Origin of the sequence: Kitasatospora aureofaciens (assembly GCF_019192735.1) — a bacterium.
In the GTDB taxonomy this organism is placed as follows: domain Bacteria; phylum Actinomycetota; class Actinomycetes; order Streptomycetales; family Streptomycetaceae; genus Kitasatospora; species Kitasatospora aureofaciens_A.
This window is the reverse complement of sequence record NZ_JAHTKP010000005.1, coordinates 47,551-72,325: the sequence shown is the minus strand read 5'-3', so window position 1 is coordinate 72,325 and position 24,775 is coordinate 47,551. Positions and strand designations below refer to the sequence as shown.

23 protein-coding genes and 1 pseudogene are annotated in these 24,775 nt (G+C 72.7%); 13 read left to right on the top strand and 11 right to left on the bottom strand.

What is annotated here, in order from left to right; translation table 11 throughout:
* Window positions 1-111 precede the first annotated feature (111 nt).
* On the bottom strand, window positions 112-1,446 hold the full coding sequence (locus tag KV557_RS07445) for a TadA family conjugal transfer-associated ATPase (RefSeq protein ID WP_218198953.1): 1,335 nt from the start codon (window positions 1,444-1,446) through the stop codon (window positions 112-114).
* Window positions 1,446-2,570 (bottom strand): septum site-determining protein Ssd, encoded by a 1,125-nt coding sequence (gene ssd, locus KV557_RS07440; RefSeq protein ID WP_218198952.1) that lies wholly within the window; start codon window positions 2,568-2,570, stop codon window positions 1,446-1,448. Before ssd ends, KV557_RS07445 begins: the two co-directional genes overlap by 1 nt.
* An 823-nt stretch (window positions 2,571-3,393) precedes the next feature.
* Here ssd and KV557_RS07435 point away from each other — a divergent pair.
* Complete coding sequence (locus KV557_RS07435; protein ID WP_218199140.1) at window positions 3,394-4,191, top strand: HAD family hydrolase; 798 nt, start codon at window positions 3,394-3,396, stop codon at window positions 4,189-4,191.
* Between the two features lie 414 nt (window positions 4,192-4,605).
* On the opposite strand, the gene KV557_RS07430 is transcribed toward KV557_RS07435, so the two are convergent.
* A complete protein-coding gene (locus tag KV557_RS07430; protein WP_218198951.1) occupies window positions 4,606-5,496 on the bottom strand; it encodes an oxidoreductase in 891 nt (296 codons plus the stop codon).
* A gap of 234 nt (window positions 5,497-5,730) precedes the next feature.
* Here KV557_RS07430 and KV557_RS07425 point away from each other — a divergent pair, with 234 nt between their 5' ends.
* The 3 genes from KV557_RS07425 (at window position 5,731) to acs (ending at window position 11,796) form a co-directional block, all read left to right on the top strand.
* Window positions 5,731-6,738, top strand: a complete 1,008-nt coding sequence (locus tag KV557_RS07425) for an ATP-binding protein (RefSeq protein ID WP_218198950.1) — start codon at window positions 5,731-5,733, stop codon at window positions 6,736-6,738.
* A gap of 467 nt (window positions 6,739-7,205) precedes the next feature.
* Window positions 7,206-9,629: a SulP family inorganic anion transporter gene (locus tag KV557_RS07420; protein ID WP_218198949.1), complete on the top strand. Its 2,424-nt coding sequence runs from the start codon at window positions 7,206-7,208 to the stop codon at window positions 9,627-9,629.
* A gap of 211 nt (window positions 9,630-9,840) precedes the next feature.
* Window positions 9,841-11,796: an acetate--CoA ligase gene (gene acs, locus KV557_RS07415; RefSeq protein ID WP_218198948.1), complete on the top strand. Its 1,956-nt coding sequence runs from the start codon at window positions 9,841-9,843 to the stop codon at window positions 11,794-11,796.
* 62 nt (window positions 11,797-11,858) lie between these two features.
* Here the strand turns inward: acs and KV557_RS07410 are convergent, their stop codons facing one another.
* Complete coding sequence (locus tag KV557_RS07410; RefSeq protein WP_218198947.1) at window positions 11,859-12,008, bottom strand: hypothetical protein; 150 nt, start codon at window positions 12,006-12,008, stop codon at window positions 11,859-11,861.
* Between the two features lie 272 nt (window positions 12,009-12,280).
* On the opposite strand from KV557_RS07410, the gene nhaA reads away from it, so the two are divergent.
* The 4 genes from nhaA (at window position 12,281) to KV557_RS07390 (ending at window position 15,903) form a co-directional block, all read left to right on the top strand.
* The gene (gene nhaA / locus KV557_RS07405) at window positions 12,281-13,669 is read left to right on the top strand and encodes a Na+/H+ antiporter NhaA (RefSeq protein ID WP_308129798.1); all 1,389 of its coding nucleotides are present in this window, start codon (window positions 12,281-12,283) and stop codon (window positions 13,667-13,669) included.
* Window positions 13,670-13,913: 244 nt separating this feature from the next.
* Window positions 13,914-14,390, top strand: a complete 477-nt coding sequence (locus KV557_RS07400) for a phage holin family protein (RefSeq protein ID WP_218198946.1) — start codon at window positions 13,914-13,916, stop codon at window positions 14,388-14,390.
* A 159-nt stretch (window positions 14,391-14,549) separates the two neighbouring features.
* Complete coding sequence (locus tag KV557_RS07395; protein WP_218198945.1) at window positions 14,550-15,572, top strand: alpha/beta fold hydrolase; 1,023 nt, start codon at window positions 14,550-14,552, stop codon at window positions 15,570-15,572.
* Window positions 15,573-15,693: 121 nt separating this feature from the next.
* Complete coding sequence (locus tag KV557_RS07390) at window positions 15,694-15,903, top strand: hypothetical protein (protein WP_218198944.1); 210 nt, start codon at window positions 15,694-15,696, stop codon at window positions 15,901-15,903.
* Between the two features lie 60 nt (window positions 15,904-15,963).
* On the opposite strand, the gene KV557_RS07385 is transcribed toward KV557_RS07390, so the two are convergent.
* The 6 genes from KV557_RS07385 to KV557_RS07360 form a co-directional block, all read right to left on the bottom strand.
* A complete protein-coding gene (locus KV557_RS07385) occupies window positions 15,964-16,662 on the bottom strand; it encodes a metal-dependent hydrolase (protein ID WP_218199138.1) in 699 nt (232 codons plus the stop codon).
* A gap of 145 nt (window positions 16,663-16,807) precedes the next feature.
* Window positions 16,808-17,992: a MarP family serine protease gene (locus tag KV557_RS07380; protein WP_218198943.1), complete on the bottom strand. Its 1,185-nt coding sequence runs from the start codon at window positions 17,990-17,992 to the stop codon at window positions 16,808-16,810.
* A gap of 46 nt (window positions 17,993-18,038) precedes the next feature.
* Window positions 18,039-18,770 carry an NUDIX hydrolase gene (locus KV557_RS07375; protein ID WP_218198942.1) on the bottom strand — a complete coding sequence of 244 codons (732 nt, stop codon included), beginning with the start codon at window positions 18,768-18,770 and terminating at the stop codon, window positions 18,039-18,041.
* The gene (nth, locus tag KV557_RS07370; RefSeq protein WP_218198941.1) at window positions 18,770-19,630 is read right to left on the bottom strand and encodes an endonuclease III; all 861 of its coding nucleotides are present in this window, start codon (window positions 19,628-19,630) and stop codon (window positions 18,770-18,772) included. The genes KV557_RS07375 and nth overlap by 1 nt, the downstream gene beginning before the upstream one ends.
* 80 nt (window positions 19,631-19,710) lie before the next feature.
* A complete protein-coding gene (locus KV557_RS07365) occupies window positions 19,711-20,139 on the bottom strand; it encodes a cell wall-active antibiotics response protein (RefSeq protein ID WP_218198940.1) in 429 nt (142 codons plus the stop codon).
* A 132-nt stretch (window positions 20,140-20,271) separates the two neighbouring features.
* The gene (locus tag KV557_RS07360; protein ID WP_218198939.1) at window positions 20,272-20,850 is read right to left on the bottom strand and encodes a TetR/AcrR family transcriptional regulator; all 579 of its coding nucleotides are present in this window, start codon (window positions 20,848-20,850) and stop codon (window positions 20,272-20,274) included.
* Window positions 20,851-20,956: 106 nt separating this feature from the next.
* Between KV557_RS07360 and KV557_RS07355 the strand changes: the two genes are divergently transcribed.
* The 4 genes and pseudogenes from KV557_RS07355 to KV557_RS42330 all read left to right on the top strand — a co-directional run bounded on the left by KV557_RS07355 (window position 20,957) and on the right by KV557_RS42330 (window position 22,676).
* Window positions 20,957-21,403 carry a DUF1772 domain-containing protein gene (locus KV557_RS07355; RefSeq protein ID WP_218198938.1) on the top strand — a complete coding sequence of 149 codons (447 nt, stop codon included), beginning with the start codon at window positions 20,957-20,959 and terminating at the stop codon, window positions 21,401-21,403.
* Between the two features lie 135 nt (window positions 21,404-21,538).
* Entirely contained in the window at window positions 21,539-22,339 is an 801-nt protein-coding gene (locus KV557_RS07350) for an alpha/beta fold hydrolase (RefSeq protein ID WP_218198937.1), read from the top strand.
* Window positions 22,340-22,410: 71 nt separating this feature from the next.
* Window positions 22,411-22,599 (top strand): annotated as a pseudogene (locus tag KV557_RS42335) (RraA family protein); the annotation flags it as partial.
* Window positions 22,545-22,676 (top strand): hypothetical protein, encoded by a 132-nt coding sequence (locus KV557_RS42330; protein ID WP_256177131.1) that lies wholly within the window; start codon window positions 22,545-22,547, stop codon window positions 22,674-22,676. The pseudogene KV557_RS42335 and the gene KV557_RS42330, both read left to right, overlap by 55 nt.
* A gap of 75 nt (window positions 22,677-22,751) precedes the next feature.
* Here KV557_RS42330 and KV557_RS07345 read toward each other — a convergent pair whose 3' ends face one another.
* The gene (locus KV557_RS07345) at window positions 22,752-23,336 is read right to left on the bottom strand and encodes a CGNR zinc finger domain-containing protein (RefSeq protein WP_218198936.1); all 585 of its coding nucleotides are present in this window, start codon (window positions 23,334-23,336) and stop codon (window positions 22,752-22,754) included.
* A gap of 105 nt (window positions 23,337-23,441) precedes the next feature.
* Between KV557_RS07345 and KV557_RS07340 the strand changes: the two genes are divergently transcribed.
* Window positions 23,442-24,737: an MFS transporter gene (locus tag KV557_RS07340; RefSeq protein ID WP_218198935.1), complete on the top strand. Its 1,296-nt coding sequence runs from the start codon at window positions 23,442-23,444 to the stop codon at window positions 24,735-24,737.
* Window positions 24,738-24,775: the final 38 nt, after the last annotated feature.

Below are 24,775 nucleotides of genomic sequence, written 5' to 3'. Positions count from 1 at the left end.
TGCCTTTCCTGCCCCACGCCCCCAACAGCGCCAGGGCGCCCGCCGAGCAGACGGCCAGCAGCAGGACGAACCCGAGCTCCGCCGCACGCACACTCGGCGCCGCCAGCCCCGTCACGGCGGCCCGGCGCCGAGTGACACCCCGCGCGCCGCCAGCAGCCCGACCAGCCGCTCCCACCCCGCTCCCGGGACCATCCCGCCCTCCGCCGTGAACTCCACCGCCGGAGTGGTCACGGCCAGGCCGTCGCGGTCCCCGGCCAGCGTGTGGATCTCGGCCACCCGGCGCCGCCCCGACCCCGGCTCCCGGACCAGGTGCACCACCAGGTCGAGCGCGGCCCGGAGTTGGCTGTGCAGCGCCGGCCGGTCGAGCCCGGCGAGCGAGCCCAGCGCCTCCAGCCGCACCGGCACGTCCGCCGCCGTGTTGGCGTGGACGGTGCCGCAGCCGCCCTCGTGCCCGGTGTTCAGCGCGGCCAGCAGGTCCGACACCTCGGCCCCGCGCACCTCGCCGATGACCAGCCGGTCGGGGCGCATCCGCAGTGCCTGCCGGACGAGGTCCCGAAGCGTGAGCTCCCCCAGGCCCTCCTGGTTGGGCGGTCTGCTCTGCAGCCGGACCACGTGCGGATGGGCCGGTTGCAGCTCGGCGGAGTCCTCGGCGACCACGATCCGTTCGTCCGGCCCGGCGAGGCCGAGCAGGGCCGCGAGGAGCGTGGTCTTGCCCGTCCCCGTGCCGCCCGAGATGAGCAGCGACAGCCGGGCCCGCAGGATGCCGGCCAGCAGGTCGGCGCCCTCGGGTGGCAGCGCCCCGCCCGCCACCAACTCGGCGAGCGTGAACGGCCGGGGCCGGCAGACCCGCAGCGAGATGTGGGTGCAGCCGGCCGCGATCGGCGGCAGCACGGCGTGCAGCCTGGTGCCGTCCGGCAGCCGGGCGTCCACCCAGGGCCGGGCGTCGTCCAGCCGCCGCCCGGCCGCGGTGGCCAGCCGGTGGGCCAGCCGCCGGACCGCCTCGGCGTCGGCGAACCGGACCCCGGTGGCCCGGTGCAGGCCGCCGCCACGGTCGACCCACACCTCGTCCGGACCGTTCACCAGGACGTCCGTGACGTCCGGCGCCGCCAGCAGCCGGTCCAGCGGGCCCGCACCCACCAGTTCGGCGCGCAGCGAGCGCACGGTGTCCAGCACCTCGTCCCCGCCGAGCGGCGGCCGGGTGGCCCGCAGGGCGGCGGCGACGGACCCGTCCGTCGGAGCCGCACCCGACTCGGCCAGCCGCAGCCGGACCGCGTCCACCAGCGCCGCCGTCCGCTCCTCCCGGGCCGTCCGCCCGTAGGGGCACGGCCGGGGTGCCTCGGGCGGCCCGCCGGGCGGCGGCACGCTCCGGAGCGGCCGGTGTTCCCGCGCACCGTCGCCCCGGCCCTGTGAGCCGCCCCGGAATGCTGCCTTGCGCAGACGGACCATCAGTACACACCTCCTTCGACCGCCGGCACCGGCGGCATCACCTCGTCCAGGAAGGTGGCGCAGAAGCGCGCCAGGGGACCGCTCTCCCGGATCCCGGGCGGCACGCCCTTCTCGACGTCCTCGGCCAGCCCGGGCTCCGGCTCCAGCTCCCCCGCGAGCTCCAACCGCAGTCCACGGGCGATCCGCGGAGCCGGGAGTCCGAAGGCCCGCAGCGGACGGACCACCGCCCGGACGTCCCCGAGCCGCATCCGGGCCGCCGCCGCGACCCGGTCGGCGGCGGCCACCGCGCGCAGTTCGGCCGGCACCACCAGCAGGGCCAGGTCGGACTGCTCCAGCGCCTGCCCGGCCGCCGCGTCGAGATGGCGCGGCACGTCGACCACGACCAGCCCGCCGCGCCGTCTGGAGGCGGCGAGGACGCTGCGCATGGCCTCGGGCGGCACGGCGAGGGTGTCGCCGCGGTCCCAGGAGAGGCAGGACAGCGCGGACAGCCGTTTGAATGCCGGCAGCGCCCTGGCCAGCTCGGCCCCGCTGACCCGCCCGCGCGAGCCGGCCAGATCGGGCCAGCGCAGCCCGCGGGCCGTCTCGCCGCCGAGCAGGATGTCCAGGCCTCCGCCCAGCGGATCGCCGTCGATCAGTATCGTCCGACGGCCGACCCGCGCCGCCGTGACCGCGAGGGCGCAGGCCAGGGTGGAGGCCCCGGCGCCGCCCCGGCCGCCGAGCACGGCGACGGTGAGCGCCGGCGGCCCGACGCCCTCGGCCGCATCGGCGATCCGGTCGAGCAGCCAGGCCTCGGCGTCGGGCAGGAACAGCACGTGCTCGGCGCCGAGTTGGACGGCTCTGACCCACACCTCCGGGTCGTCCAGGTCCATCCCCAGCAGCAACACCCCACTGCGCCGGGGCAGCCCGGCGCAGAGGGCCACCTGGTCGTCCCCGACCAGGACGAGCGAGGAACTCTCCCAGAGGCCGCGCGGCGGCGGGGCACCCCGGATCAGCCGGGGATCGGTGCCGGCGGCGGCGCAGAGCCGCAGCAGGTGCTCGGCGAGGTGCTCGTCCTCGGTCAGCACGAGCGGGCCGGTGACCTCGGGCACCTCGGCGGTGGCGTGGCCGGTGATCGGCGTCGACATGGCGGTCTCCCCTCAGCACCGCCGACCGCTTGGGACGGCCGACGGCGCACGTCGGACGGTTCCGGCGAACGGTCGCCCGGGAGAGCCCCGAGAGCCCTGAAGAACCCTGAAGGAGGTGCCTGGCGACCGCCGCCGACCATCACGGTGGGGGGTGATCCGGATTCCGTCATCAGGCTTCCGAATCCCTGGGGACAACTCGAAGCCTGTGGATAAAAACGTTCACCCGGGCGGGGGGCTAATGAGCCAAGAATTGACGAACGGGGATCACGGAGATGAACCGTCGGCACCGCGCACACCTGCCGCCCGGTCTCGCTGAACACCTCGCCCGAAGCAGTTCGGGCGTACCGCGCCGCTGGAACGGGACAGCGTGGGGCCACCGGCAGAGATGAGCAAACGGCAACACAGAGTGACGAAAGATGGTCGACGGACCCCCGCGCCGACACCGCCTGTACACCTCGGGCAGCCGGTCGGCGGTACCCGCCGCGAAGGGCCTTCAAGCCCTGAAAATGGCCCCGGACGTGCGACGACCCCCGCCGGGGGGGAGAGCGGGGGTCGTCTATCCACAGCCCGACTCGGGGGGGAGGAGCCGGACCGGGTTAGCACGGTCGCGAACGATCCGTGACTTCCATGGTGTACCCGAGCGGCCAGAAACACAAACCCGCACGCCCGCGAGTACGCCGAATGGCGGGGTGTTTTGTGGCTCCCTCTATCCTCGGTTCCCGTGGACACCACCGAGAACGCCGCCGACCACGCCGACGAGTCCCCGGGCGACGCCACCGGGACCGCCGAGGCCCCCGCGCCCGCCCGCCCCCGACCGGGCGGCCTGCGGACGGCGGCCTTCTTCGACCTGGACAAGACCATCATCGCCAAGTCGAGCGCGCTGGCCTTCAGCCGCCCGTTCTACCAGGGCGGTCTGATCAACCGTCGGGCCGTACTCCGCAGCGCGTACGCCCAGTTCGTGTTCCTGGTCGGCGGCGCGGACCACGACCAGATGGAGAAGATGCGCGAGTACCTCTCGTCGCTCACCCGGGGCTGGAACGTCCAGCAGGTCCGCGAGATCGTCGCCGAGACCCTGCACAACCTGATCGACCCGATCATCTACGACGAGGCCGCCTCGCTGATCGAGCAGCACCACGCGGCCGGCCGCGACGTGGTGATCGTCAGCAGCTCGGGCTCCGAGGTGGTCGAGCCGATCGGCGCGCTGCTCGGCGCGGACCATGTGATCGCCACCCGGCTGAAGATCGAGGACGGCTGCTACACCGGCGAGATCGAGTACTACGCCTACGCCGAGAACAAGGCCGCCGCCATCCGGGAGTTGGCCGAGACCGAGGGCTACGACCTCGCCGCGTCCTACGCGTACAGCGACTCCTCCACCGACCTGCCGCTGCTGGAGGCCGTCGGCCACCCGTCGGCCGTCAACCCCGACCGGGCGCTGCGGAAGGAGGCGGCGGCCCGGGAGTGGCCGGTGCTGGTCTTCGACAAGCCGGTGGAACTGCGGCGGCGGCTCCCGGAGTTCTCCGCTCCGAGCGGGTCGGTCCTGACGGCCGTGGCGGTCGGGACGGCCGTGCTCACCGCCGGGGTCGTCTGGTACCTGGCCCGGCGCCGCCGCCCGACCGTCTGAGCCCGCGCACCCGCCGGGCTCGGCCCCCGTCCGAAGCCGGCCGACCCGAAGCCCCACAACCCTCTACAACTGGGACAAAACGGGCAATTGCCGCAGACTTCCTGTTTCGGGTTCCCCTTTCGCCCGAAACGCGATACAAATGAAGCACGGCCCGCGAGACCCGGTCAGGACCGAAGAGGTCAAACCGACAACGCATTTCAGGCCCACGGACCGCACGTACAGATAACCGAGCACCCACATGCAGCCGACCCGCTGTCGGGCCGCCGGACCAGACGAACGGGCAGGATCCCCGTCTGATCGGCACTTCCGGTGCATGCATGGTCACCCGGTACCTGTACCAGCGGCGGCACCCAGCAGGATCAGGTGCCGCCGCATCTCCATGTCTGCAAGCGCAGTGTCCGTAAGCGCGACCGGTCAGACCATCCCGCGCTGCATGGCCTCGCAGACCGCCGTGCTCTCGCGTACGCCGAGGCGCAACGCCTTGCTGCAGTGCGCGATCCAGGCCGCCATCCCCTCCCCGGTCCCGGCCAGGTAGCCGGCCAGCGCACGCCGGTAGGCGTCCGTGCCGAGCTCCGCGAGGCCTACCTCGGCCGGGCAGATCGACTTCGGGTCGAGCCCCTCGGCGATCAGCACGATCCGCTGGGCGGCCCGCGCGATCACGCCGTTGTACGAGCCGAACGGCCGCAGCGCGAGCAGTTCGCCGTGCACCACCGAGGCGACCACGAGAGCCGGCGTCCCCACGCCCTGCCCCTCCGCGCGCGCGACCAGCAGCCGGGAGAGCTGGTCGAGGCGGGCGGCGACCTCCTCGGCGCCCGGGGCGGGCGGCAGCGCGGGCAGCGGGGCGTCCACCACGGCTGCCTCGACGCTCTCCACCGGCTTGAGCTCCAGCGGGAACACCTCCTCGGCCGTCTCCCCCGCCCGCCGCGGCCGGCCCGCGGACGGGTCGGTGTCGCCGACGGCGAGCAGATGCAGCCGGGCCAGCACCTGGAGCGGCGAGTGCCGCCAGATGCTGAGCAGCTGGCCGGCCTCGGCGGAGATCCGCAGGGCGGCGCCGATGGTCCTGGCCTCGTCGTCCGCGCTGAAGTCACTACGGCGCCGGACCTCCTCCAGCGGCCAGTCCGCCCCGGCCAGCGCCGCCGACGCGCGGGCGCCCCGGAGCGCGGACTCGGAGGTGACCTCGGCCGCGCGGCGGCGCATCACCCGGTGGCCGTAGAGGCGGTCGACGGCCTTGCGCACCTCGGCCACCGCGTCGGGCACCCCGGGGAGCTGGACCAGCGGGGCGAGGGGATCAGTTCCAGTGCTCACCTACCCGAGAGTAGTGAATCGGCGGCCCCTCCCGGAACAGCAACCCCGCATCACCCGTTAGAGGCAATCCTCATTTCCCTTCCGCGAGGAGCCCCAAACCCCGGCTAGCATGACCACTATCGGAGACGATAACGATTTCCAGTTAGCCCCCACAGTCGGCTCCACAGTCGTCCCGCCCATCCCCACAGGCAGCCCTCCAGAGCGAGAGCCCCAGAGCAAGAGCCGGAGTCCCAGATGAAGATCGCCTTCGTCGGCAAGGGTGGCAGCGGCAAGACCACGCTGTCCGCACTGTTCATCCGCCACCTGGCCGCCGCTGGCCGGCCCGTCATCGCCGTCGACGCCGACATCAACCAGCACCTGGGCCCCGCACTCGGACTGACGGACGATCAGGCCGCCCGGCTGCCCTCGCTCGGCGCGCACCTGCCGGAGATCAAGGAGTACCTGCGCGGCAGCAATCCGCTGATCGGCTCGGCCGACGAGATGATCAAAACCACGCCGCCCGGCCGGGGTTCGCGCCTGCTGCGGATCGTCGAGGAGAACCCGGTCTACGCCGCCTGCGCCCGGCCGATCGCGCTGGACGAGGGCTCGGTACGGCTGCTGGCGACCGGCGCGTTCACCGAGGAGGACCTCGGGGTGGCCTGCTACCACTCCAAGGTCGGCGCGGTCGAACTGCTGCTCAACCACCTGCTGGACGGCCGCGACGAGTACCTGGTCACCGACATGACGGCGGGCTCCGACTCCTTCGCCTCCGGCCTGTTCACCCGCTTCGACCTGACCTTCCTGGTCGCCGAGCCGACCCGCAAGGGCGTCTCGGTCTACCGCCAGTACAAGGACTACGCCCGCGACTTCGGCGTGCACCTGCGGGTGATCGGCAACAAGGTGCAGGGCCCGGACGACCTCGACTTCCTGCGCCGCGAGGTCGGTGACGACCTGCTCGCCACCTTCGGACACTCGGACTGGGTGCGCCGCATGGAGCAGGGCGCCGAGCCGCCGCTGAAGTCGCTGGAGCCGGCCAACCGGGCCGTGCTGGAGCAGCTGCGGTCCGAGGTCGACGCCTCCTTCGACCGGCGGGACGCGCACCGCTACACCGAGCAGGCCGTGCTCTTCCACCTGCGCAACGCGGAGAGTTGGGCCAGCGCCAAGGTGGGCGTCGACCTCGCGAACCAGGTGGACCACTCCTTCGTGCTGGGCGAGTTCACGCCCGACGGCGAGCAGCCCGCCCCGGCCGGCGCACACGTCTGACCGACTCCTCGCCGGCCACTCGCCCCCCTCGCCAACGCCTGCCGGACCGGCATCCGGCGCCCGAACGGGCCGTGGCCTCCCCCGCCTCCGGGGAGGCCACGGCCCGTTCGGCGTGTTCGGCGCGCCCACCAGCAGATTCCCCGCGGTTCGAACACCACCCAATGGGGTGAATCAGGGGCTTTTCCCCTTCCGCCCCGAATGACGCTGTGCAAAGCTTTCATTACCCTCGGTTTACCGAGTCTTGATGGTCCGTCCCGACGGCCCTCTGTGAGGCCCCCGCTCCTCGCCGAGGCCCCTGGCGGGCCCTGATGGTCAAGGTCCGGCCGGTGACACCCGCACTCCCCGCCGCGCCCACGCCATCCCGCCACACCGTCGCGACCCACGACAGCCGATCCGCCCCAGAGCCCCACCACCGGACTCACCACCGGACCTGACTGCGTTCGTTCCCCCGGACAGACGGGAAGACAATGACCCTCGACATCTCCAGCGCCCCCATCGCCTCCGACACCACCGACCACGCACCGCCGGGCTCCGACTCCGGCCCGCGCGCCCGGTGGATGCAGGACCTCTCCGCCTCCCTGGTGGTCTTCCTGATCGCCGTGCCGTTCTCCCTCGGCATCGCGCTCGCCACCGGCGCCCCGCTCACCGCCGGCCTCGCCGCAGCGGCCGTCGGCGGCATCGTCGTCGGCCTGCTCGGCGGCACGCCCCTCCAGGTCAGCGGCCCCTCGGCCGCGCTGACCGTGATCACCGCCGGGCTGATCGCCCAGTACGGCTGGCAGGCCACCTGCGCCATCACACTCGCCGCCGGCCTGCTCCAACTCCTGCTCGGTGCACGCCAGGTGGCCCGAACGGCGCTCGCCGTGTCGCCCGCGATCGTGCACGGCATGCTGGCCGGGGTCGGGCTCACCATCGCCGTCGCGCAGCTGCACGTCGTCCTCGGCGGCTCCCCACAGAGCTCCACGATCGCCAACCTCCTCGCGCTGCCCGGGCAGTTGGCGGGCCCGCACCCGCCCGCGCTACTGGTCGGCACGGTGACCGTGGCCGTCCTGCTCGGCTGGCCGCGGCTCGGCCGACTCCCGGGTCGCGCAGGCGAGTTGGGCAGCAAGCTGGCCAGGCTGCCCGGCCCGCTGGCCGCCGTCGCCGCTGCCACAGCGCTCGCCCTGACCATGAACCTGCGGCTCGCGCACATCGAACTCCCCGCCTGGCAAGCGCACGCGTTCGTCCCTGCCCTGCCGCACGGCCCGCTCGGCGGCGTGCTCGCCGCCGTCCTCACCGTCACCGCCGTCGCCAGCGTCGAGTCGCTGCTCTCCGCCGTCGCGGTCGACCGGATGTCCCGCCGCCGCGGAGACCTCGACCGCGAACTCCGCGGCCAGGGCGTCGCCAACATGGTCAGCGGGCTGATCGGCGGACTCCCCATCGCCGGCGGCGCGGTGCGCAGCACCGCCAACGTCCGCGCGGGCGGGCAGACCAAGTGGTCCTCGGTGCTGCACGGTGTCTGGGTCCTCGCCGCGGCGCTGGCGCTGACCGGCGGGCTGCGCCGGATCCCGCTCGCCGCGCTGGCCGCACTGGTGCTGGTCGTCGGGCTGCAGATGATGAGCTTCGCGCACATCCGCAACGTGCACCGACACCGCGAGTTCCCGGTCTACCTGACCACCGTGCCGGGCGTGGTGGGGTTCGGCGTGCTGTGGGGCGTGACGCTCGGCGCCGCCACCGCCGTCCTGCTCGCGCTCTACCGGCTGACCCGCGCTCATGTGGACGTGCTGGCGGGCCCCGACGGCTCGGTGACGGTCCAGACGCACGGCCCGCTCACCTTCACCGCCGTACCCCGGCTGAGCCGGGCGCTGGCCGGCGTCCCCGCCGACGCCGAGGTGACGGTGGTCCACGACGGCTCCTTCCTGGACCACGCCGCGTACGAGACCCTGCACAGCTGGCGCACCGGGCACCAGGCCGCGGGCGGCCGGGTCTCGATGGTGACGAGACATCAGGACGACGAGGTGCTCGACCCCGACGGGACGGTCCGCGCGGGCAGCTCCCCCGGCCCCCACCGGTGCCGGGCGTGGACACCCTGGGTCGGCCACCACTGCATCGAGCAGCAGGAGGACCCGCACGGCCGGCTGCTCGACGGCGTCCGGGTGTTCCAGCAGCACACCGCCCCGCTGATCAGGCCCGAACTCGCCCGGCTGGCCCGGGAGGGGCAGACCCCCTCCGAGCTCTTCCTGACCTGCGCGGACTCGCGGATGGTCACCAGCATGATCACCAACAGCGGCCCGGGCGACCTGTTCACCGTCCGCAACGTCGGGAACCTGGTGCCGGCCCCGTTCGAGCCCGGCGCGGCCGACGACTCGGTGGCCGCCGCGGTGCAGTACGCCGTCGAGGCCCTGGAGGTGCGCTCGATCACGATCTGCGGCCACTCGGGCTGCGGTGCGATGAAGGCCCTGCTGGACGGTGTGCACGAGTGCCCCGGTCCGCCGACCCCGCTGGCCCGCTGGCTGCGCAACGGGCGCGGCTCGCTGGACCGGCTCCGACGGGTCCCTGCCGAGTTCGCCGCCCGGCCGGTGGTGGACCTCGTGGAACAGCTCTGCATCACCAACGTCGTCCAGCAGCTGGACCAGCTGATGGCGAACCCGGCCGTGGAGCGCCGGGTCGAGGAGGGCACCCTGCGCCTGGTCGGGATGTACTTCGACTTCGCGACCGCCCAGGCGTACGTCCTCGACCGAGCCAGCGGCACCTTCAGCCCAGTCGAGGCGCACCCAGCCGAAGCAGACTCTGCCGAAGCGCACCCGGGGGCGGTACAGGCCGCGCCGGCGGGGTGCCCGCCCGAAGGAGTGAATGGAAGGCCCGACCGGGCGCACGCCGACGGCAGCGAGGAGGATCCTCGGCTGGCCGCCTGAGAGCCGGGTCCGTGTCCCCGCCGGGCGGGCCGGGGCGCGGACCCACCCCCGCCGCGACGACGTCCGTTCGACTCTCGGTCAAAGGTCTACACCAATTACCCGGTGCCTCTTGTCAACTGGGCCGTTCGCCTGGTGAGCTGTGCGCTGGGACACACGGGACAATCCCCACGCACGGGATCGCCCCAGATCATGACTCGATGAGGAGTGCGCGTTGAGCAACGAGAGCCTGGCCAACCTGCTCAAGGAGGAGCGGCGCTTCGCCCCGCCGGCAGAGCTCGCCGCAGCCGCCAACGTCACCGCGGCCGCGTACGCGCAGGCCTCCGAGGACCGCCTGGGCTTCTGGGCCGAGCAGGCCCGCCGCCTCAGCTGGGCCGTCGAGCCCACCGAGACGCTCGACTGGTCCAACCCGCCGTTCGCCAAGTGGTTCGCCGACGGCAAGCTCAACGTGGCCTACAACTGCGTCGACCGGCACGTCGAGGCCGGCCTGGGCGACCGGGTCGCCATCCACTTCGAGGGCGAGCCCGGCGACAGCCGCTCGATCACCTACGCCCAGCTCAAGGACGAGGTCTCGCAGGCCGCCAACGCGCTGCTGGAGCTCGGCGTCGTCAAGGGCGACCGGGTGGCGATCTACCTGCCGATGATCGCCGAGGCGGTCGTCGCGATCCTCGCCTGCGCCCGGATCGGCGCCACCCACTCGGTGGTCTTCGGCGGCTTCTCCGCCGACGCCGTCGCCTCCCGCATCCAGGACGCCCAGGCCAAGCTCGTCATCACCGCCGACGGCGGCTACCGCCGCGGCAAGCCGTCCGCGCTCAAGCCCGCCATCGACGAGGCGCTCACCAAGGCCGACGGCGTCGACCACGTCCTGGTGGTCCGCCGCACCGGGCAGGAGATCGCCTGGACCGAGGGCCGCGACGTCTGGTGGCACGAGATCACCGCGCGCCAGTCCACCGAGCACACCCCCGAGGCGCACGAGGCCGAGCACCCGCTGTTCATCCTGTACACCTCGGGCACCACCGGAAAGCCCAAGGGCATCCTGCACACCTCGGGCGGCTACCTCACCCAGGCCAGCTACACCCACCACGCGGTCTTCGACCTCAAGCCGGACACCGACGTCTACTGGTGCACCGCCGACATCGGCTGGGTCACCGGCCACTCGTACATCGTCTACGGCCCGCTCTCCAACGGCGCCACCCAGGTCATCTACGAGGGCACCCCGGACACCCCGCACCAGGGCCGGTTCTGGGAGATCGTCCAGAAGTACGGCGTGACGATCCTCTACACCGCCCCCACCGCGATCCGCACCTTCATGAAGTGGGGCGACGACATCCCCGCGAAGTTCGACCTGTCCTCGCTGCGGGTGCTGGGCAGCGTCGGCGAGCCGATCAACCCCGAGGCCTGGATCTGGTACCGCGAGCACATCGGCGCCGGCAAGACCCCGATCGTGGACACCTGGTGGCAGACCGAGACCGGCGCCATCATGATCAGCCCGCTGCCGGGCGTCACCGAGACCAAGCCGGGCTCCGCCCAGCGCGCCCTGCCGGGCATCGCGGCCACCGTCGTCGACGACGAGGCCAACGAGGTCCCGAACGGCTCCGGCGGCTACCTCGTCCTCACCGAACCGTGGCCCTCGATGCTCCGCACCATCTGGGGCGACGACCAGCGCTACATCGACACCTACTGGTCGCGCTTCCAGGGCCGCTACTTCGCCGGCGACGGCGCCAAGAAGGACGAGGACGGCGACATCTGGCTGCTCGGCCGGGTCGACGACGTCATGCTCGTCTCCGGCCACAACATCTCCACCACCGAGGTCGAGTCGGCCCTGGTCGGCCACTCCTCGGTGGCCGAGTCCGCCGTCGTCGGCGCCACCGACGCCACCACCGGCCAGGCGATCGTCGCCTTCGTGATCCTGCGTGGCGGAGCCACCGAGACCCCGGAGCTGGTCGAGGAGCTGCGGGCGCACGTCGGCCGCACGCTCGGCCCGATCGCCAAGCCGAAGCAGATCAAGGTGGTCGGCGAACTGCCGAAGACCCGCTCCGGCAAGATCATGCGCCGCCTGCTGCGCGACATCGCCGAGGGCCGCGAGGTCGGCGACACCACCACCCTCGCCGACAGCACGGTGATGAGCCAGATCCAGGCCCAGCTGCCGCCGGCCGGCAGCAACGGCTGAGTGCCCTGAGACAAATGCGCTGAGACGAGTGCGCTGAGACAGCGGGCTGTGCCCCGGGCGGTTCACCGCCCGGGGCACAGTTGTTGTTCGGGCGCAGCATCCGGCGTGCGCCGGTTCGCGGCCAGGGTGTGCAGGGCCTCGTACGCGCTCTGGACGAAGCCGCGGCTGCGCAGCGACCGCGCTCCGGCCATCACCGCCAGCCCCACCTGCACCCGACGATAGAAACGCGGTCACTCTCTGCATGCGGCCGAGGTCATTCGGGTGCAGGTGGGGTGCCACGCGAGGGTGCAAAAAGCGCTCGCGGGGCTTAAGTCCTTGAATAGGACAATCCGGATGTCACACGAACGCTCCCGTTAGACTGTCAAAGACGCATCAAGATCCTCGAACAGGAGTCCGGGCGTCACAGGGCGCGCCGGGAAGTCTGGTCGGCAACTGCACCACACGTGCAGTCGTTTGCCGTTCCCAGTCCTCAGGAGGTCCGCGCGTGACCGATCAGCCGCCCGTCAACCAGCCGACGACCCGCCGCCGGCAGCTTCTCGGCCGGCTGTCACTGCCCGAGCGGACGTACATCACCGACGCGCTGCGCACCGAGACGGTCGGCGGCGTGCTGCTGCTGATCGCCGCCGTGATCGCGTTGATCTGGGCCAACGTCTGGCCGCACGCGTACGAGAGCGTCCTCGACCACACCATCGGCCCGTCCGCCCCGCTCCACCTCGACCTCACGCTGGGCGACTGGGCCAAGGACGGCCTGCTGACGATCTTCTTCTTCGTGGCCGGCATCGAGCTCAAGCGGGAGTTCGTCGCGGGCGAGCTGCGCAGCCCGAGCGCTGCGCTGCTGCCCGTCATAGCCGCAGTCTGTGGCGTCGCGCTGCCCGCGATCCTGTTCGCCCTGACCAACTCCGGCAGCGGCGGCCACCCCGGCGGCTGGGCGATCCCGACCGCCACCGACATCGCCTTCGCACTCGGCGTGCTGGCCGTGGTCGGCAGTCACCTGCCCTCGGCGCTGCGTGCCTTCCTGCTCACCCTGGCCGTCGTCGACGACCTGATCGCGATCCTGATCATCGCGATCTTCTACAGCTCCGGCATCAAGTTCTGGGCGCTCGGCCTGGCCTTCGCCGGTCTGGTGCTGTTCTGGTTCCTGCACCGGCGCGGGGTGCACGGCTGGTACCTGTTCGTGCCTCTGGCCTTCGTGATCTGGGCGCTGATGCACGAGAGCGGCGTGCACGCCACCGTGGCGGGCGTCGCCATGGGCCTGATGCTGCGCTGCCACCGCGAGGGCGACGAGCAGCACTCCCCCGGCGAGCACATCGAGCACCTGGTCCGCCCGCTCTCGGCCGGCCTGGCCGTCCCGGTGTTCGCGCTGTTCGCGGCCGGGGTGACGATCTCCGGCTCGGCGCTGCGCGAGGTGTTCACCCAGGCCGCGCCGCTGGGCATCGTCATCGGCCTGCTGGTCGGCAAGACGGTGGGCATATTCGGCGGCACCTGGCTGACCGCCCGGTTCACCCGGGCGGAGCTGAACCCGCAGCTCAAATGGGCCGACATGTTCGCGGTCTCGGTGCTCGCGGGGATCGGCTTCACCGTCTCGCTGCTGATCAGCGAGCTGGCCTTCCCCGGGGACCTCGCGCTGGCCGACCGCGCCAAGACCGCCGTCCTGGTGGGCTCGCTGCTGTGCGCTCTGGTCGCCACCGTGCTGCTCAAGCTGCGCAACCGGCACTACCGGGAGCTGTGCGAGGAGGAGGACCGGGACCTGGACGGCGACGGCATCCCGGACGTCTACCAGCAGGACGATCCGGCCTGGCGGTCCCGGGTGGCCGAGTTCGCACCACACCCCGGCGACGACCGGACGGACGGCGGAGCGGAGTCGTCCCGCTGAGGACCACCAAGGCCCGCTGAGGACCGCTCAGCGGGCCCGCCCGGGCTCTCCCGACGCCCCTCCCCCGGCTCCGTGACACCGGGACACGTCGCTCCGCCGGGGCCCCCGGAGTGGTGTCCGACTGACCGGTAGGGGCATGATTCTGAGCTGTCGACAGTCCACTGACGCCACCGGGCCCCCTCCGGCCCCCGGAACCGCACCGCGCGGCGGCGTCACGCCGCACAGCCGCAGAGGAGAACCGCTGATGCCCGCAGGAGCCGCAGACCCGTCCAGCAACGGCCGGGCGCCCTACGAGGGCGAGCGTTCGGTGGGGCAGCTGTTCGCGGCGGCCACCGCCGACCTGTCCGCGCTGGTCCACGACGAGATCGCGCTCGCCAAGGCCGAGCTGCGGGCGGACGTCAAGCGCGGCGTCTCCGGCGGGGTCTCGCTGACGGTCGCCGGCGTGGTCGCGCTGGCCGCCGTCCCGATGCTGAGCGCCGCGGCGGCCTTCGGCATCCACGCACTGGGCCTGTCGCTCGGCTGGTCGTTCTTCATCGTGGCCGGCGCCTACCTGCTGCTCGCGGTGCTGCTCGGCCTGCTGGCGTGGCGTTCGTTCAAGAGGATCGAGAAGCCGGTCCGCACCATCGAGGGCGCCCAGAAGACCGCCGACGTCCTGAAGAACGCCCGGCCGCGGCCGGCCACCAAGGAGGAGATCGACCGGGCGCTGGGCCGCATTCCGTAACGGATTCCGTCGCTGGTTCCGGCGCAGATTCCGCTACGGGTTTCGCAAAGCGTTTCACCACGGGTTTCGCAGCGGATTCCGCCCCGGCCGCCCCCGTTGGGCGGACCGACAACGAGTGCCGGGCACGTGTCCGGCACACGGATGTGACACGCTCTCGGTATGCCGCTTGACCAGAAGCCCGTGCCCTCGCAGCAGTCCGCCGACTCCGGCCCCGATCTGGAGCCCGGCCGGAAGGCCGTCGACGGGGTCGCCGACGGGGCCGCCGGGGCGGCCGAGGCCGAGGCCTGGAGCATCCGGCAGAGCGGCCCGTGGACGCACCGCGACCTCGCGGCCAACGGCGCCCGGTTCCACATCGCCGAGCTGGGCGCGGGCCCGCTGGTGCTGCTGGTGCACGGCTGGCCCGAGTACTGGTGGGCCTGGCGCCACCAGCTGACCGCGCTCGCCGCGGCCGGCTACCGCGCGGTCGCGCTCGACCTGCGGGGCATCGGCGGCAGCGACCGCACCCCGCGCGGATACGACCCGGGCAACCTCGCCCTGGACATCACCGGGGTGATCCGCTCGCTCGGCGAACGCCGGGCCCACCTGGTCGGCCACGCCTCCGGCGGCACGCTGGCCTGGGTGGCGGCGGTGATGCGCCCGTCGGTCATCCAGAGCCTCACCGTGGTCTCCGCCGCGCACCCCCGGGACCTGCGCCGGGCGCTGCTCACCGACCGCCGTCAGATGGCCGCCTTCGAGCACGTGCTGGGCTTCCAGCGGCCGTGGATACCGGAACGCCGCCTGGTGGCCGACGACGCCGCGCTGGTCGGCCGGTACCTGGACGAGTGGACCGGGCCGGACAAGCTGGACGAGGCGGCGGTGCACGCGTACCGGCAGGCGATCCAGATCCCCAGCACGGCGCACTGTTCGATCGAGCCGTACCGCTGGCTGCTGCGGTCGATGGCCCGTCCGGACGGCATCCAGTTCGCCCGGCGGATGAAGAAGCCCATCACCGCGCCCACCCTGCACGTCCAGGGCGCGGCGGACCCGGTGCTGCTGTCGCACACCGCGCTCGGCGGCGGCGAGTACGTGGCGGCGCCGTACCGCTGGCGGCTGATGCCGGGCGTCGGGCACTTCCCGCACGAGGAGGCGCCGGAGCAGTTCACGGCGGAGCTGCTGGACTGGGTCGGTCGGCACAAGGAGTGAGGGCCGGACCGGGACCTGGCTCCCAACTTCCTTAATGTTGTGCTCATATGACAAACGCATAGGCCACTTCCGATGCCCCTCGGACGGTTACCCCGACCGGCCCAGGGGCATCCATTCCGGTATGACCTGGATGCCCGATCGCGGCGGCGCATCGCGCGGCCGACGCCACAACAGCTCGCACCGGTCCGCCCACCGTTCCGACTGGGCGGACGACCTCGGCTACGACGGCCCGGACGGCCGTCAGCGCTCGGCGCAGCGGCAGCTCGGCATCCCACGCATCCTCGGCCGGCGCGCCCGCTGGGTGGGCGTACGACTGCGGCGCGAGACCTGAGGCCTCGCGCCGCATCCCGTCAAAAAGCGCCGCTCGGTTCACGACGCGCCACAGTTCGGCTCAGTTCACGATCGTCGGTGACAGCGCGGTGAACCAGAGCAGGACGAAGGTCGCCACCGACATGATCGGCACCAGTACCTTGGTCTCGACGTTGTTGCCGCTGCGCTTGATCAGCACCACCTCGTAGCGCTCCTTGTGCGGCCAGAGCAGCGGCGCGCCCTTCTTCGTCAGGCAGTCGCCCAGCAGGTGCGCCAGCGTGCCCAGCGCCACCGCGTACGGCAGCCAGCCGGGGGCGTTCGGCATCCAGGTGTTCATCCCGAAGGTGCCGAGCGCGGCCAGGCCGATGACGGTGATCCACGCCTCCGGGCCGTCGCCGGGCGGGCAGAGCCGCAGCGCCCGGATCGCGAGGGCGAGCAGGAAGAACGTCACCCCGAGGGTGAAGTAGCGGCCCAGGAAGGTGACGCCCGCCCAGGTGCCGGCGCCCATGAACGCGACGAACAGCAGCGAGTGGGTGGCGTGCCGGTGACCGCCGGAGGCCCAGGCCACGAAGCGGCAGAGCGCCTTGGAGACCGGGCCGAGGAAGTTGGCGATCGAGCCGTCGTGGTGGTCGAGGTCCGGCAGCAGGGCCGCGCCCGCGCACAGCACCGTGCCCATGAGTATGTCCGCCGGCTGCAGTGTGGTGTGCAGCAGCAACGGGGGAAGGAAAGGCGCCGATGCCGCATACAGCATCGCTCCGCTGACCGCGTGCGAGTGACCCATCATCGGACTACCACGACCTCCCGTTGCGCTCACTCCGGGCCGGCGCCGGATTGAGCCGAACGGGTGAGCGCGGCAGAGGCTACCAGGGCGGACTGACGATGCGACGGATATCCGGCCCGACCCCGTCCCGGCGCGCCGACCTGCGTCAGAGCGCGCAGCCCTGGGTGTCCACCCGCGCCGTCGCGGTGCTGCCCTTCTCGGCGTCGTCCTTCACCTCGGCCGAGGTGAGCACGTACCCGGTGTCGGCGCTGTCCAGCGACTTGGCGAACACCACGCCGTACACCTGGCCGTCCGGGGTGAGCAGCGGGCCACCACTGTTGCCCTGGCGGACCAGCGAGCGGACCGAGTAGACGTCGCGCACCACCTGGCCGCGGTGGTAGATGTCCGGGCCGTTGGCCTGGATCCGGCCGCGGATCCGGGCCGGCTGGACGTTGAAGGCGCCGTTCTCCGGGAAGCCGGCCACGATCGCGCTGTCGTTGGTCTTCGCCTCCCCGGCGAAGGACAGCGGAGGCGCGTTCAGCTTGGGCACGTCCAGGATCGCGATATCGCGCTGCCAGTCGTAGCGGACCACCGTCGCGTCGTAGAGCTGGCCGACGCCGCCGATCTGCACGGTCGGCTCGTCGACCCCGCCGACGACGTGGGCGTTGGTCATCACCCGGTGCGGGGCGAAGACGAAGCCGCTGCCCTCCAGGGTCTTGCCGCAGGAGGTGGCGGTGCCGACCACCTTGACCAGGCTCTGCTTCGCCTTCGCCACCGCCGGGCTGGCGGCCAGCGCGGGGTCGGGGGTGTCGACCTGGGTGATCGGCTCGTGCTCGAAGGGATTGAAGACCTGCGGGAAGCCGTTGCGGGCAAGCACCTTGGAGAAGTCCGAGAACCAGTTCGGCGCGTCGTCGGGCAGCGCGTTCTGGACGCCGCCGAGGATCGCCGAGGAGCGGACCTGCTTGGAGACCGTCGGCAGTGACGTTCCGGCGAGCGCGGAGCCGATCAGCCAGGCCACCAGCAGCATCGAGATCACGTTGACGACCGCCCCGCCGGCCGCGTCCAGCACCCGAGCCGGACGGCGGTCGATGTGGCCGCGCAGCTTCCAGCCGAAGTGCGTGGTGATCGCCTGGCCGATCGCGGCGAACACGATCACCACCACCACGGCCACCACCGAGGCCATGGTGCCCGGGCTCAGGTGGTCGAGCAGCAGCGGCAGCAGCTGGACGGCCAGCAGGCCGCCGCCGAGAAAGCCGACCACCGACAGGACGCCCACCACGAAGCCCTGCCGGTAGCCCGACACGGCGAATCCGACGGCAGCGAGGATCAGCAGCACATCCAGGACGTTCACCCGGACACCCTCCCACGACCGGCGGCGCCGCCGCGCGGACGGGCCCTCACGAGGGACCGGCGTCGCCGCCCAGCAGCGCGCGGGACCGGTCGGTGTCGCCCTGCACCAGGGCCAGCGCCTCGTCCGACAGATCGACGATCCGGGACGGGTCCCAGGGCCGCTCCAGGCCGCTGTGGTGCAGCACCCGGTCGATCACCCCCGCTGTGAAGCCCCAGACCAGCCGCCCGGCCACCGCGAAGGCCGGGCCCAGATGACCGGACGGATGCCGCAGCCGGACCCGGTTCGCCGGATCGGCCAGGTCCGCGATCGTCACCCGGAACACCGCGCCGGTCTCGCCCTGGTCCACCGGCCGGACCGGCGACTCCTCACGCCACCAGCCGAGCACCGGGGTCACCACGAACCGGCTCACCGGGATGTAGAGGGCCGGCAGTTCGGCGAACACCTGCACCCCGGCCGGATCCAGGCCGGTCTCCTCCCAGGCCTCGCGCAGCGCCGCGGCGATCGGGCCCGGCCCGGCCGGGTCGCCGTCCTCCGGGTCCAGCGCGCCGCCGGGGAATGAGGACTGCCCGGCGTGCGAGCGCAGCGAGCGGGCCCGCTCGGTCAGCAGCAGGTCCGGGCCGTCCGGGCCCTCGCCGAAGAGCATCAGCACGGCGGCGGCCCGGCTGTCCTCGACCGGCGGGAGGAAACGGCTCAGCTGCTCCGGCAGCACCCGCTCGGCGGCATCCCGGACGGGCTCCAGCCACTCCGGCAGGCCGTCCCGCTCGATCGCCCTGGGCATCACTCGCCCACCGCCAGGTCCGCGACCCGCCCCTGGTGGGCGGCGGCGTCGGCGCGGGCGGCGGCCTCGCCGGGGAAGTCCCCCGGGGGCTTCAGCCGCTGGCCGGGCTGACCGCCCAGCTCGTACTTGAGCAGCTTCTTCGCCTTCTCCGGATCGGTCTCGCCCTCGCCGTACGACGGGCAGAGCGGCGCGATCGGGCAGGCCCCGCAAGCGGGCTTCTGGGAGTGGCAGATCCGGCGGCCGTGGAAGACCACCCGGTGCGACAGCATCGTCCACTCGGACTTCGGGAAGATCTCGGCGACGGCCGCCTCGACCTTCACCGGGTCCTCCTCGGCGGTCCAGCCGAAGCGCCGGGCCAGCCGCCCGAAGTGGGTGTCCACGGTGATCCCGGGGACGCCGAAGGCGTTGCCGAGGACGACGTTCGCGGTCTTGCGGCCGACGCCGGGCAGGGTCACCAGGTCGTCGAGGCGGCCCGGGACCTCGCCGCCGAACTCGTCGCGCAGCGCGATCGACAGGCCGATCAGCGACTTCGCCTTGTTCCGGAAGAACCCGGTCGGGCGGATGATCTCCTCCAGCTCCTCCGGGTTCGCCGCCGCCATGTCCTCCGGCGTCGGGTACGTCGCGAACAGCGCCGGCGTCGTCTGGTTCACCCGCAGGTCCGTCGTCTGCGCCGACAGCACCGTCGCCACCAGCAGCTGGAACGGGTTCTCGAAGTCCAGCTCCGGATGCGCGTACGGATACAGCTCCGCCAGCTCCCGGTTGATCCTCCGCGCCCGCCGCACCATCGCCAGCCGCGACTCCGGCTTCCTCGGTTTCACCGCCGGCTTGGCCGCGGTCTTCCGGACCTTGCTCTCTGCCATGGACGAAGGCTACGCCGGACAGCCGAACCCGTGCGCCGCATTGGCCACGTCCGCAGCGCCCGGCGGGGGCGCGGCAGGGGTTACCGGCCCTGGCGGACCTTGACGCCGCCGACGAGCGAGTAGGAGCGGACCTTGACCACCGGGCCGCCGGGCTCGCCGGCGATGCCCTTGCTGCGGCCGCCGAGCAGGGAGAACCCGCTGACCTCGACCGTGGTGCCGGCCGGGACCGTCAGGTCGACACCGCCGAACACCGAGAACGCGTCCACCTCGGCCGAAGCGCCCTCGGGGTAGGCCAGCTCCGCGCCGCCCACCAGGGCCGCCTTGACCAGGTGCGTCGGACCGGCCGGGAGCTCGGCGTCGGTGTGGTCGAGCTTGGCCCCGCCGACCGCGGCGACGTGCACCGTGCGCTCGCGGGCCTCGAACTCGCCCTGGTGCTTGAGGCCGCCCAGCAGGGCCAGGCTCCACTCGGTGCGGCGGGCCGGGGTCGAGGTGCTCTTCGTGATCTCCATGGCCACAACATTACGAGCGGGCGCTGAGGCCTCGTCAGTGTCCTTGCGCACCTGTCCGACATGACATCCGTCATGGTCAGCGGGGGTGCCGGGGGAACACGGTCGCCGAGGCGGGGACCCGGGAGTCGGGCGTCAGCCCCCGGCGAAGCGGTCCACCAGGACGGTGAGCCGCTGCGCCGCCGCCTCGCGGGGCAGGCGGCCGGAGCGGGTGAGCGAGACCAGCCCGTGCAGGGCCGACCAGAACACTTCCACGAAGACGGCCGGATCGGCGTCCCCCGCGACTTCCCCGAGCGTCTCGACCAGCGTCCCGAAGGCCTCGCGCAGCGGCGCCGGGGTCGCCTCGACGGCGAACGGCAGGCCGGTGTCGAGGAGGAACATCGCGTCGTACAGCGCGGGGTTGCGCCCGGCGAAGTCGACGTACGCCCCGGCGAGCGCCGCCACCGCCGCCCGGCCAGCCGGACCGTCGGCCACCGCTCGCCGGATCGCCGCCGTCAGCTCGGCGAAGCCCTCCAGTGCGACGGCCCCGACGATCTCGCGCTTGCCCTCGCGGAAGTGCCCGTAGATCACGGGCTGGCTGTACTCGATGCGCTCGGCGAGCCGGCGTGTGGTGACGGCGTCCCAGCCCTGGGACTCGGCGAGTTCGCGGGCTGTCGCGACGATCAGCTGGTGGCGGTGGGCCCGTTCGCGTTCCTTGCGTTCCTGTACCGACATGACTGGATTCTAGCACTGCTAGACATTCGAGCAGAGGCCGGTCTAGCATCACACCAGAATCTAGCGGCGCTAGAACTGCGATGCGCCGGAAGCCTCGGGAGGGAACATGCAGAACGCACTCGCCGTCGTCACCGTCGTGGTCGTCGGCCTGCTGGTGGGCGTGGAGTTCGCGGTGGCGGCCTTCGTCAACCCGATCGTCGACGGGCTGCCGCACAACGGCGGCCTCGCGGCCCGCACCGCGGGGGCCCGGCTCCTCGGCCGGGTCATGCCGTTCTGGTACATCGGCTCGGTCGTGCTCGGAGTGGTCTGGTCGGCGGTGGCGTGGGGCGGCGCGGGGGCGGGGCTGGTCGCCACGGCCGCCGGGCTGCTCGTTCTCAGCGTGGTGATGTCGGTCGCCCTGCTCGTCCCGATCAACTCCCGGGTGGCCCGGTGGACCACCGAGAGCGTCCCGGCGGACTGGCGGCAGCAGCTGGGCCGCTGGGACCGGTTCCACTACGTGCGCGTCGCGGTCATCGTCACGGCGTTCGTCCTGCTGGTCGTCGCCCTGGTGTGACGGCCCGGGAAGCCCCGCGCAGAAAACCCGAAAAGATTTCTGCCCGAGAGCGATGAGTTCTGCGGCGGTGCCCGGTCTACCCCTGCGAAAGCACGCGAGAAACGCGCAAGAAGCAGACCCCCGAAGGGAACCCCCATGAACACCGTTGTCTCCGCCGACGGCACCGCGATCGCCTACTCCGTCACCGGCTCCGGCCCGGCCGTCGTCTTCGTCGACGGCGCGCTCTGCCACCGGGCGTTCGGGCCCGGCACGGCGGTGGCCGAGCAGCTGGCGGCGCACCACACCGCCTACACCTACGACCGCCGCGGGCGCGGGGCGAGCGGGGACACCGCGCCGTTCGCCGTCGAGCGCGAGATCGAGGACCTGGCGGCCGTCATCGAGGCCGCCGGTGGCTCGGCCCGCGTGATCGGGGTCTCCTCCGGCGCGGCGCTCGCGCTGCGGGCCGCCGCGAGCGGGGTCGGGATCAGCCACATCGCCGTCTACGAGCCGCCGTTCAGCACCGAGGACGGGCAGCGCGAGCGGTTCACCGCGTACCTGGAGGACCTGGATGCGGCGCTCGCCGAGGGTCGGCGCAGCGACGCCGCCGCCCGGTTCATGACCTTCGTCGGCATGCCGGCCGGGATGGTGGACCAGATGCGCGGCGCGCCGGTGTGGCCGGCCTTCGAGGCCGTGGCGCCGACGCTCGCCTACGACGCCGCCGCCCTGGGGGCGAAGACGGGCGGGTCCGTCCCGGTCGAGGTCCTCGCCGAGGTGGCCGTGCCCGCGCTCGTGCTCGACGGCGGCGCCAGCCCGGAGCTGCTGCGCGCGCCGGCCCGCGAGGTCGCCGCGGCCGTCCCGGGCGCCGAGTACCGGACGCTGGCGGACCAGACGCACGAGGTGGCCGCCGACGTCCTGGCGCCGGTGCTGGCCGAGTTCTTCGCCCGGCCGACCGTCTGAAGCTCACCACGCGGGCCGGTCCGATATTGCGCCGACAGCACCGACCGACCAGTCGAACAACGCGGCAGACCATGGACCACGACTTCACGGACATTCCCACCACCACCCTGGCCGACCTCCTCGGCCGCGCCCAGGTGATGGACATCGGCATCCGTCCGCTGTGGGCGGGCCCGCCCCGGGTGGCCGGTCCGGCCTTCACCATGCAGTGCCCGCCCGGCGACAACCTGATGCTGCACCGAAGCCGGCCAAGGAGGCCGCCGAGACGCTCGACGAGTGGGAGGCGGCGCACCGCGCCAAGATCGAGAAGGCTCTGGGCGAGCTGGGCTCCACCGGCTGACCGACGCTCAATGGCCATGCGCCCCGGATGGATTGATCCTCCGGGGCGCACTGTCATTTCTGCGTGGCGTCGCTTCTACGCCGACTGCTCGCGCTGCCGGTGGTAGTGGCGGGCGGCCCGGGCGCGGTTGCCGCAGCCGGGACCGCACCACTCGCGGCGCGGGTGGTCCTTGACGAAGAACTGGACGCAGCCCGGCCCGTGACAGGCCCGCAGGTCGGCGGCGAGCGGACCGCCGAGCAGGTCGGCGGTGCCGTGGGCGAGGGCGGCGAGCGCGGCCGGGAGGGGATCGCGGTCGGTCCGCTGGGTGACGGCGTACCCGGCCCCGGCGGGCGTCAGGACCGGCCAGCGCGGGGCGGCGGCGGACGCCTCGTTGATCCGCTCGACCTCGGCGGCGGGGGCCGGCTCGCCGTCGACGTACGCGCGCAGGACGGCCCGGACCGCGTCGCGCAGAGCCCGGAACGCCGTCAGGTCGGGTGCGCCGACGGCCACCTCCGGGGCACCAGTGTTGGCCGCCAGCCAGGCGGCGAGTTCGTCCGGGGTCCCGAGCGTCTCCCGGACCTTTCCCCGGACGGCGACGAGCGTGTTCGCGAACGCAACGGCGAGCGGCAGGGCGGACCCGGACGAGCCCGCCGCAGCCCTCTGAGCGGTGACGGTAACCATGACCTAATGGTAGCCACCCCTTGCAACCATCAAGTCCAGCTGCCATGATTCTAGCGGTTGATCACGCGACAACCATTAGAAACGACTCGGGGGGAGCACCACCGGATGACTGCGACACTGATCGGGCCCGACCCGCAGACCCGCTCGGCCGAGCAGCCGACGGCCCCGCTGCGGCACAACCGGGACTTCCTCAAGTTCTGGTCCGGCGAAACGCTCTCGCTGCTCGGCACCCAGGTCACCACCCTGGCCCTGCCCCTCACCGCCGTCATCGCCTTCAACGCCACCCCGGAGCAGGTCGGGCTGCTGCGCTTCCTGCAGCTCGTCCCGTACCTCGGCCTCGCCCTGCTCTTCGGCGTCCTGGTCGACCGGATGCGGCGCAAGCGCGTCATGCTGCTGGCCAACGGCGCCCGGATGGTGCTCATCGGCCTGATCCCGCTGCTCGCCGCGACCCACCACCTGACGCTGCCGGTGCTGCTGACGCTCGCCTGCGCGATCGGCGTCTTCTCGGTCCTGTTCGACGTCAGCTGGATGTCCTTCGTCCCCACCCTGGTGAAGGACCCGAAGCACTACGTCGAGGCCAACCAGAAGCTCGGCGTCACCTCGTCCACGGCGGACGTCGCCGGCCCCGGCCTGGCGGGCGTGCTGGTCGGCGCCCTGAGCGCGCCGGTCACGCTGGTGGTGGACGCCTTCTCTTACCTGGTCTCGCTGGTGACGCTGCTGTGGATCCGCACGCCGGAGCCGCGCCCCGAGCCGCCCGCGCAAGGGCGCCACCTGGGGCGGGAGCTGGCCGAGGGGCTGCGCTGGGTCTTCGGCGACCGCATCCTGCGCCCGCTCGCCCTGGTCGGGCCGTTCTGCAACTTCTCCATGATCTCGGTGTGGACGATGTTCGTCCTGTACGCGGTGCGCGACCAGGGGCTGACGCCCACCGAGATCGGCGTCGTGTTCTCCGCCTCCTCGGTCGGCGGCCTGGTCGGCGCGGCGCTCTCCGGACGGGTCGTCAAGCGGTTCCGGCTCGGCGCGGTCTACGCGGTGTCGATGGCGGCGATCTTCGCGGGCCCGCTGCTGATCCCGTTCGCGGACGGCCCCAAGGCAGTGCGGATGGCTCTGTTCGTCGGCTCGTTCTTCGTCAGCTACCTGGGCCTCGGCGTGGCCGGCGTGGTGATGGTCAGCCTGCGGCAGACGCTGACGCCGCCGGCGCTGATGGGCCGGATGAACGCGGCGTTCCGGACCCTGCTGTTCGGCGGCGGCTCGCTGGGCGGCCTGCTCGGCGGCGTCATCGGCGGGGCGATGGGGCTGCGCCAGGGGCTCGCCGCGATCGCCGTCGGCTCGGCCCTGATGCTCGTCCCGCTGGCCCTCTCCCCGGTCAGCCGGCTGCGCGAACTGCCGCCGCCGGCTGCCTGATCCCCGGACCACCGGGGTTGATCGGCCCGCTCGGGGGA

Coding starts and splice junctions, on each gene's coding strand:
- nth (WP_218198941.1), bottom strand. CDS start 19,630: ATGGCAGAGAGCAAGGTCCGGAAGACCGCGGCCAAGCCGGCGGTGAAA.
- KV557_RS07355 (WP_218198938.1), top strand. CDS start 20,957: ATGCAGAACGCACTCGCCGTCGTCACCGTCGTGGTCGTCGGCCTGCTG.
- KV557_RS07420 (WP_218198949.1), top strand. CDS start 7,206: ATGACCCTCGACATCTCCAGCGCCCCCATCGCCTCCGACACCACCGAC.
- KV557_RS07425 (WP_218198950.1), top strand. CDS start 5,731: ATGAAGATCGCCTTCGTCGGCAAGGGTGGCAGCGGCAAGACCACGCTG.
- KV557_RS07400 (WP_218198946.1), top strand. CDS start 13,914: ATGCCCGCAGGAGCCGCAGACCCGTCCAGCAACGGCCGGGCGCCCTAC.
- KV557_RS07350 (WP_218198937.1), top strand. CDS start 21,539: ATGAACACCGTTGTCTCCGCCGACGGCACCGCGATCGCCTACTCCGTC.
- KV557_RS07390 (WP_218198944.1), top strand. CDS start 15,694: ATGACCTGGATGCCCGATCGCGGCGGCGCATCGCGCGGCCGACGCCAC.
- KV557_RS07445 (WP_218198953.1), bottom strand. CDS start 1,446: ATGGTCCGTCTGCGCAAGGCAGCATTCCGGGGCGGCTCACAGGGCCGG.
- KV557_RS07395 (WP_218198945.1), top strand. CDS start 14,550: ATGCCGCTTGACCAGAAGCCCGTGCCCTCGCAGCAGTCCGCCGACTCC.
- KV557_RS07375 (WP_218198942.1), bottom strand. CDS start 18,770: ATGCCCAGGGCGATCGAGCGGGACGGCCTGCCGGAGTGGCTGGAGCCC.
- KV557_RS07340 (WP_218198935.1), top strand. CDS start 23,442: ATGACTGCGACACTGATCGGGCCCGACCCGCAGACCCGCTCGGCCGAG.
- KV557_RS07385 (WP_218199138.1), bottom strand. CDS start 16,662: ATGGGTCACTCGCACGCGGTCAGCGGAGCGATGCTGTATGCGGCATCG.
- KV557_RS07360 (WP_218198939.1), bottom strand. CDS start 20,850: ATGTCGGTACAGGAACGCAAGGAACGCGAACGGGCCCACCGCCACCAG.
- ssd (WP_218198952.1), bottom strand. CDS start 2,570: ATGTCGACGCCGATCACCGGCCACGCCACCGCCGAGGTGCCCGAGGTC.
- KV557_RS07365 (WP_218198940.1), bottom strand. CDS start 20,139: ATGGAGATCACGAAGAGCACCTCGACCCCGGCCCGCCGCACCGAGTGG.
- KV557_RS07345 (WP_218198936.1), bottom strand. CDS start 23,336: ATGGTTACCGTCACCGCTCAGAGGGCTGCGGCGGGCTCGTCCGGGTCC.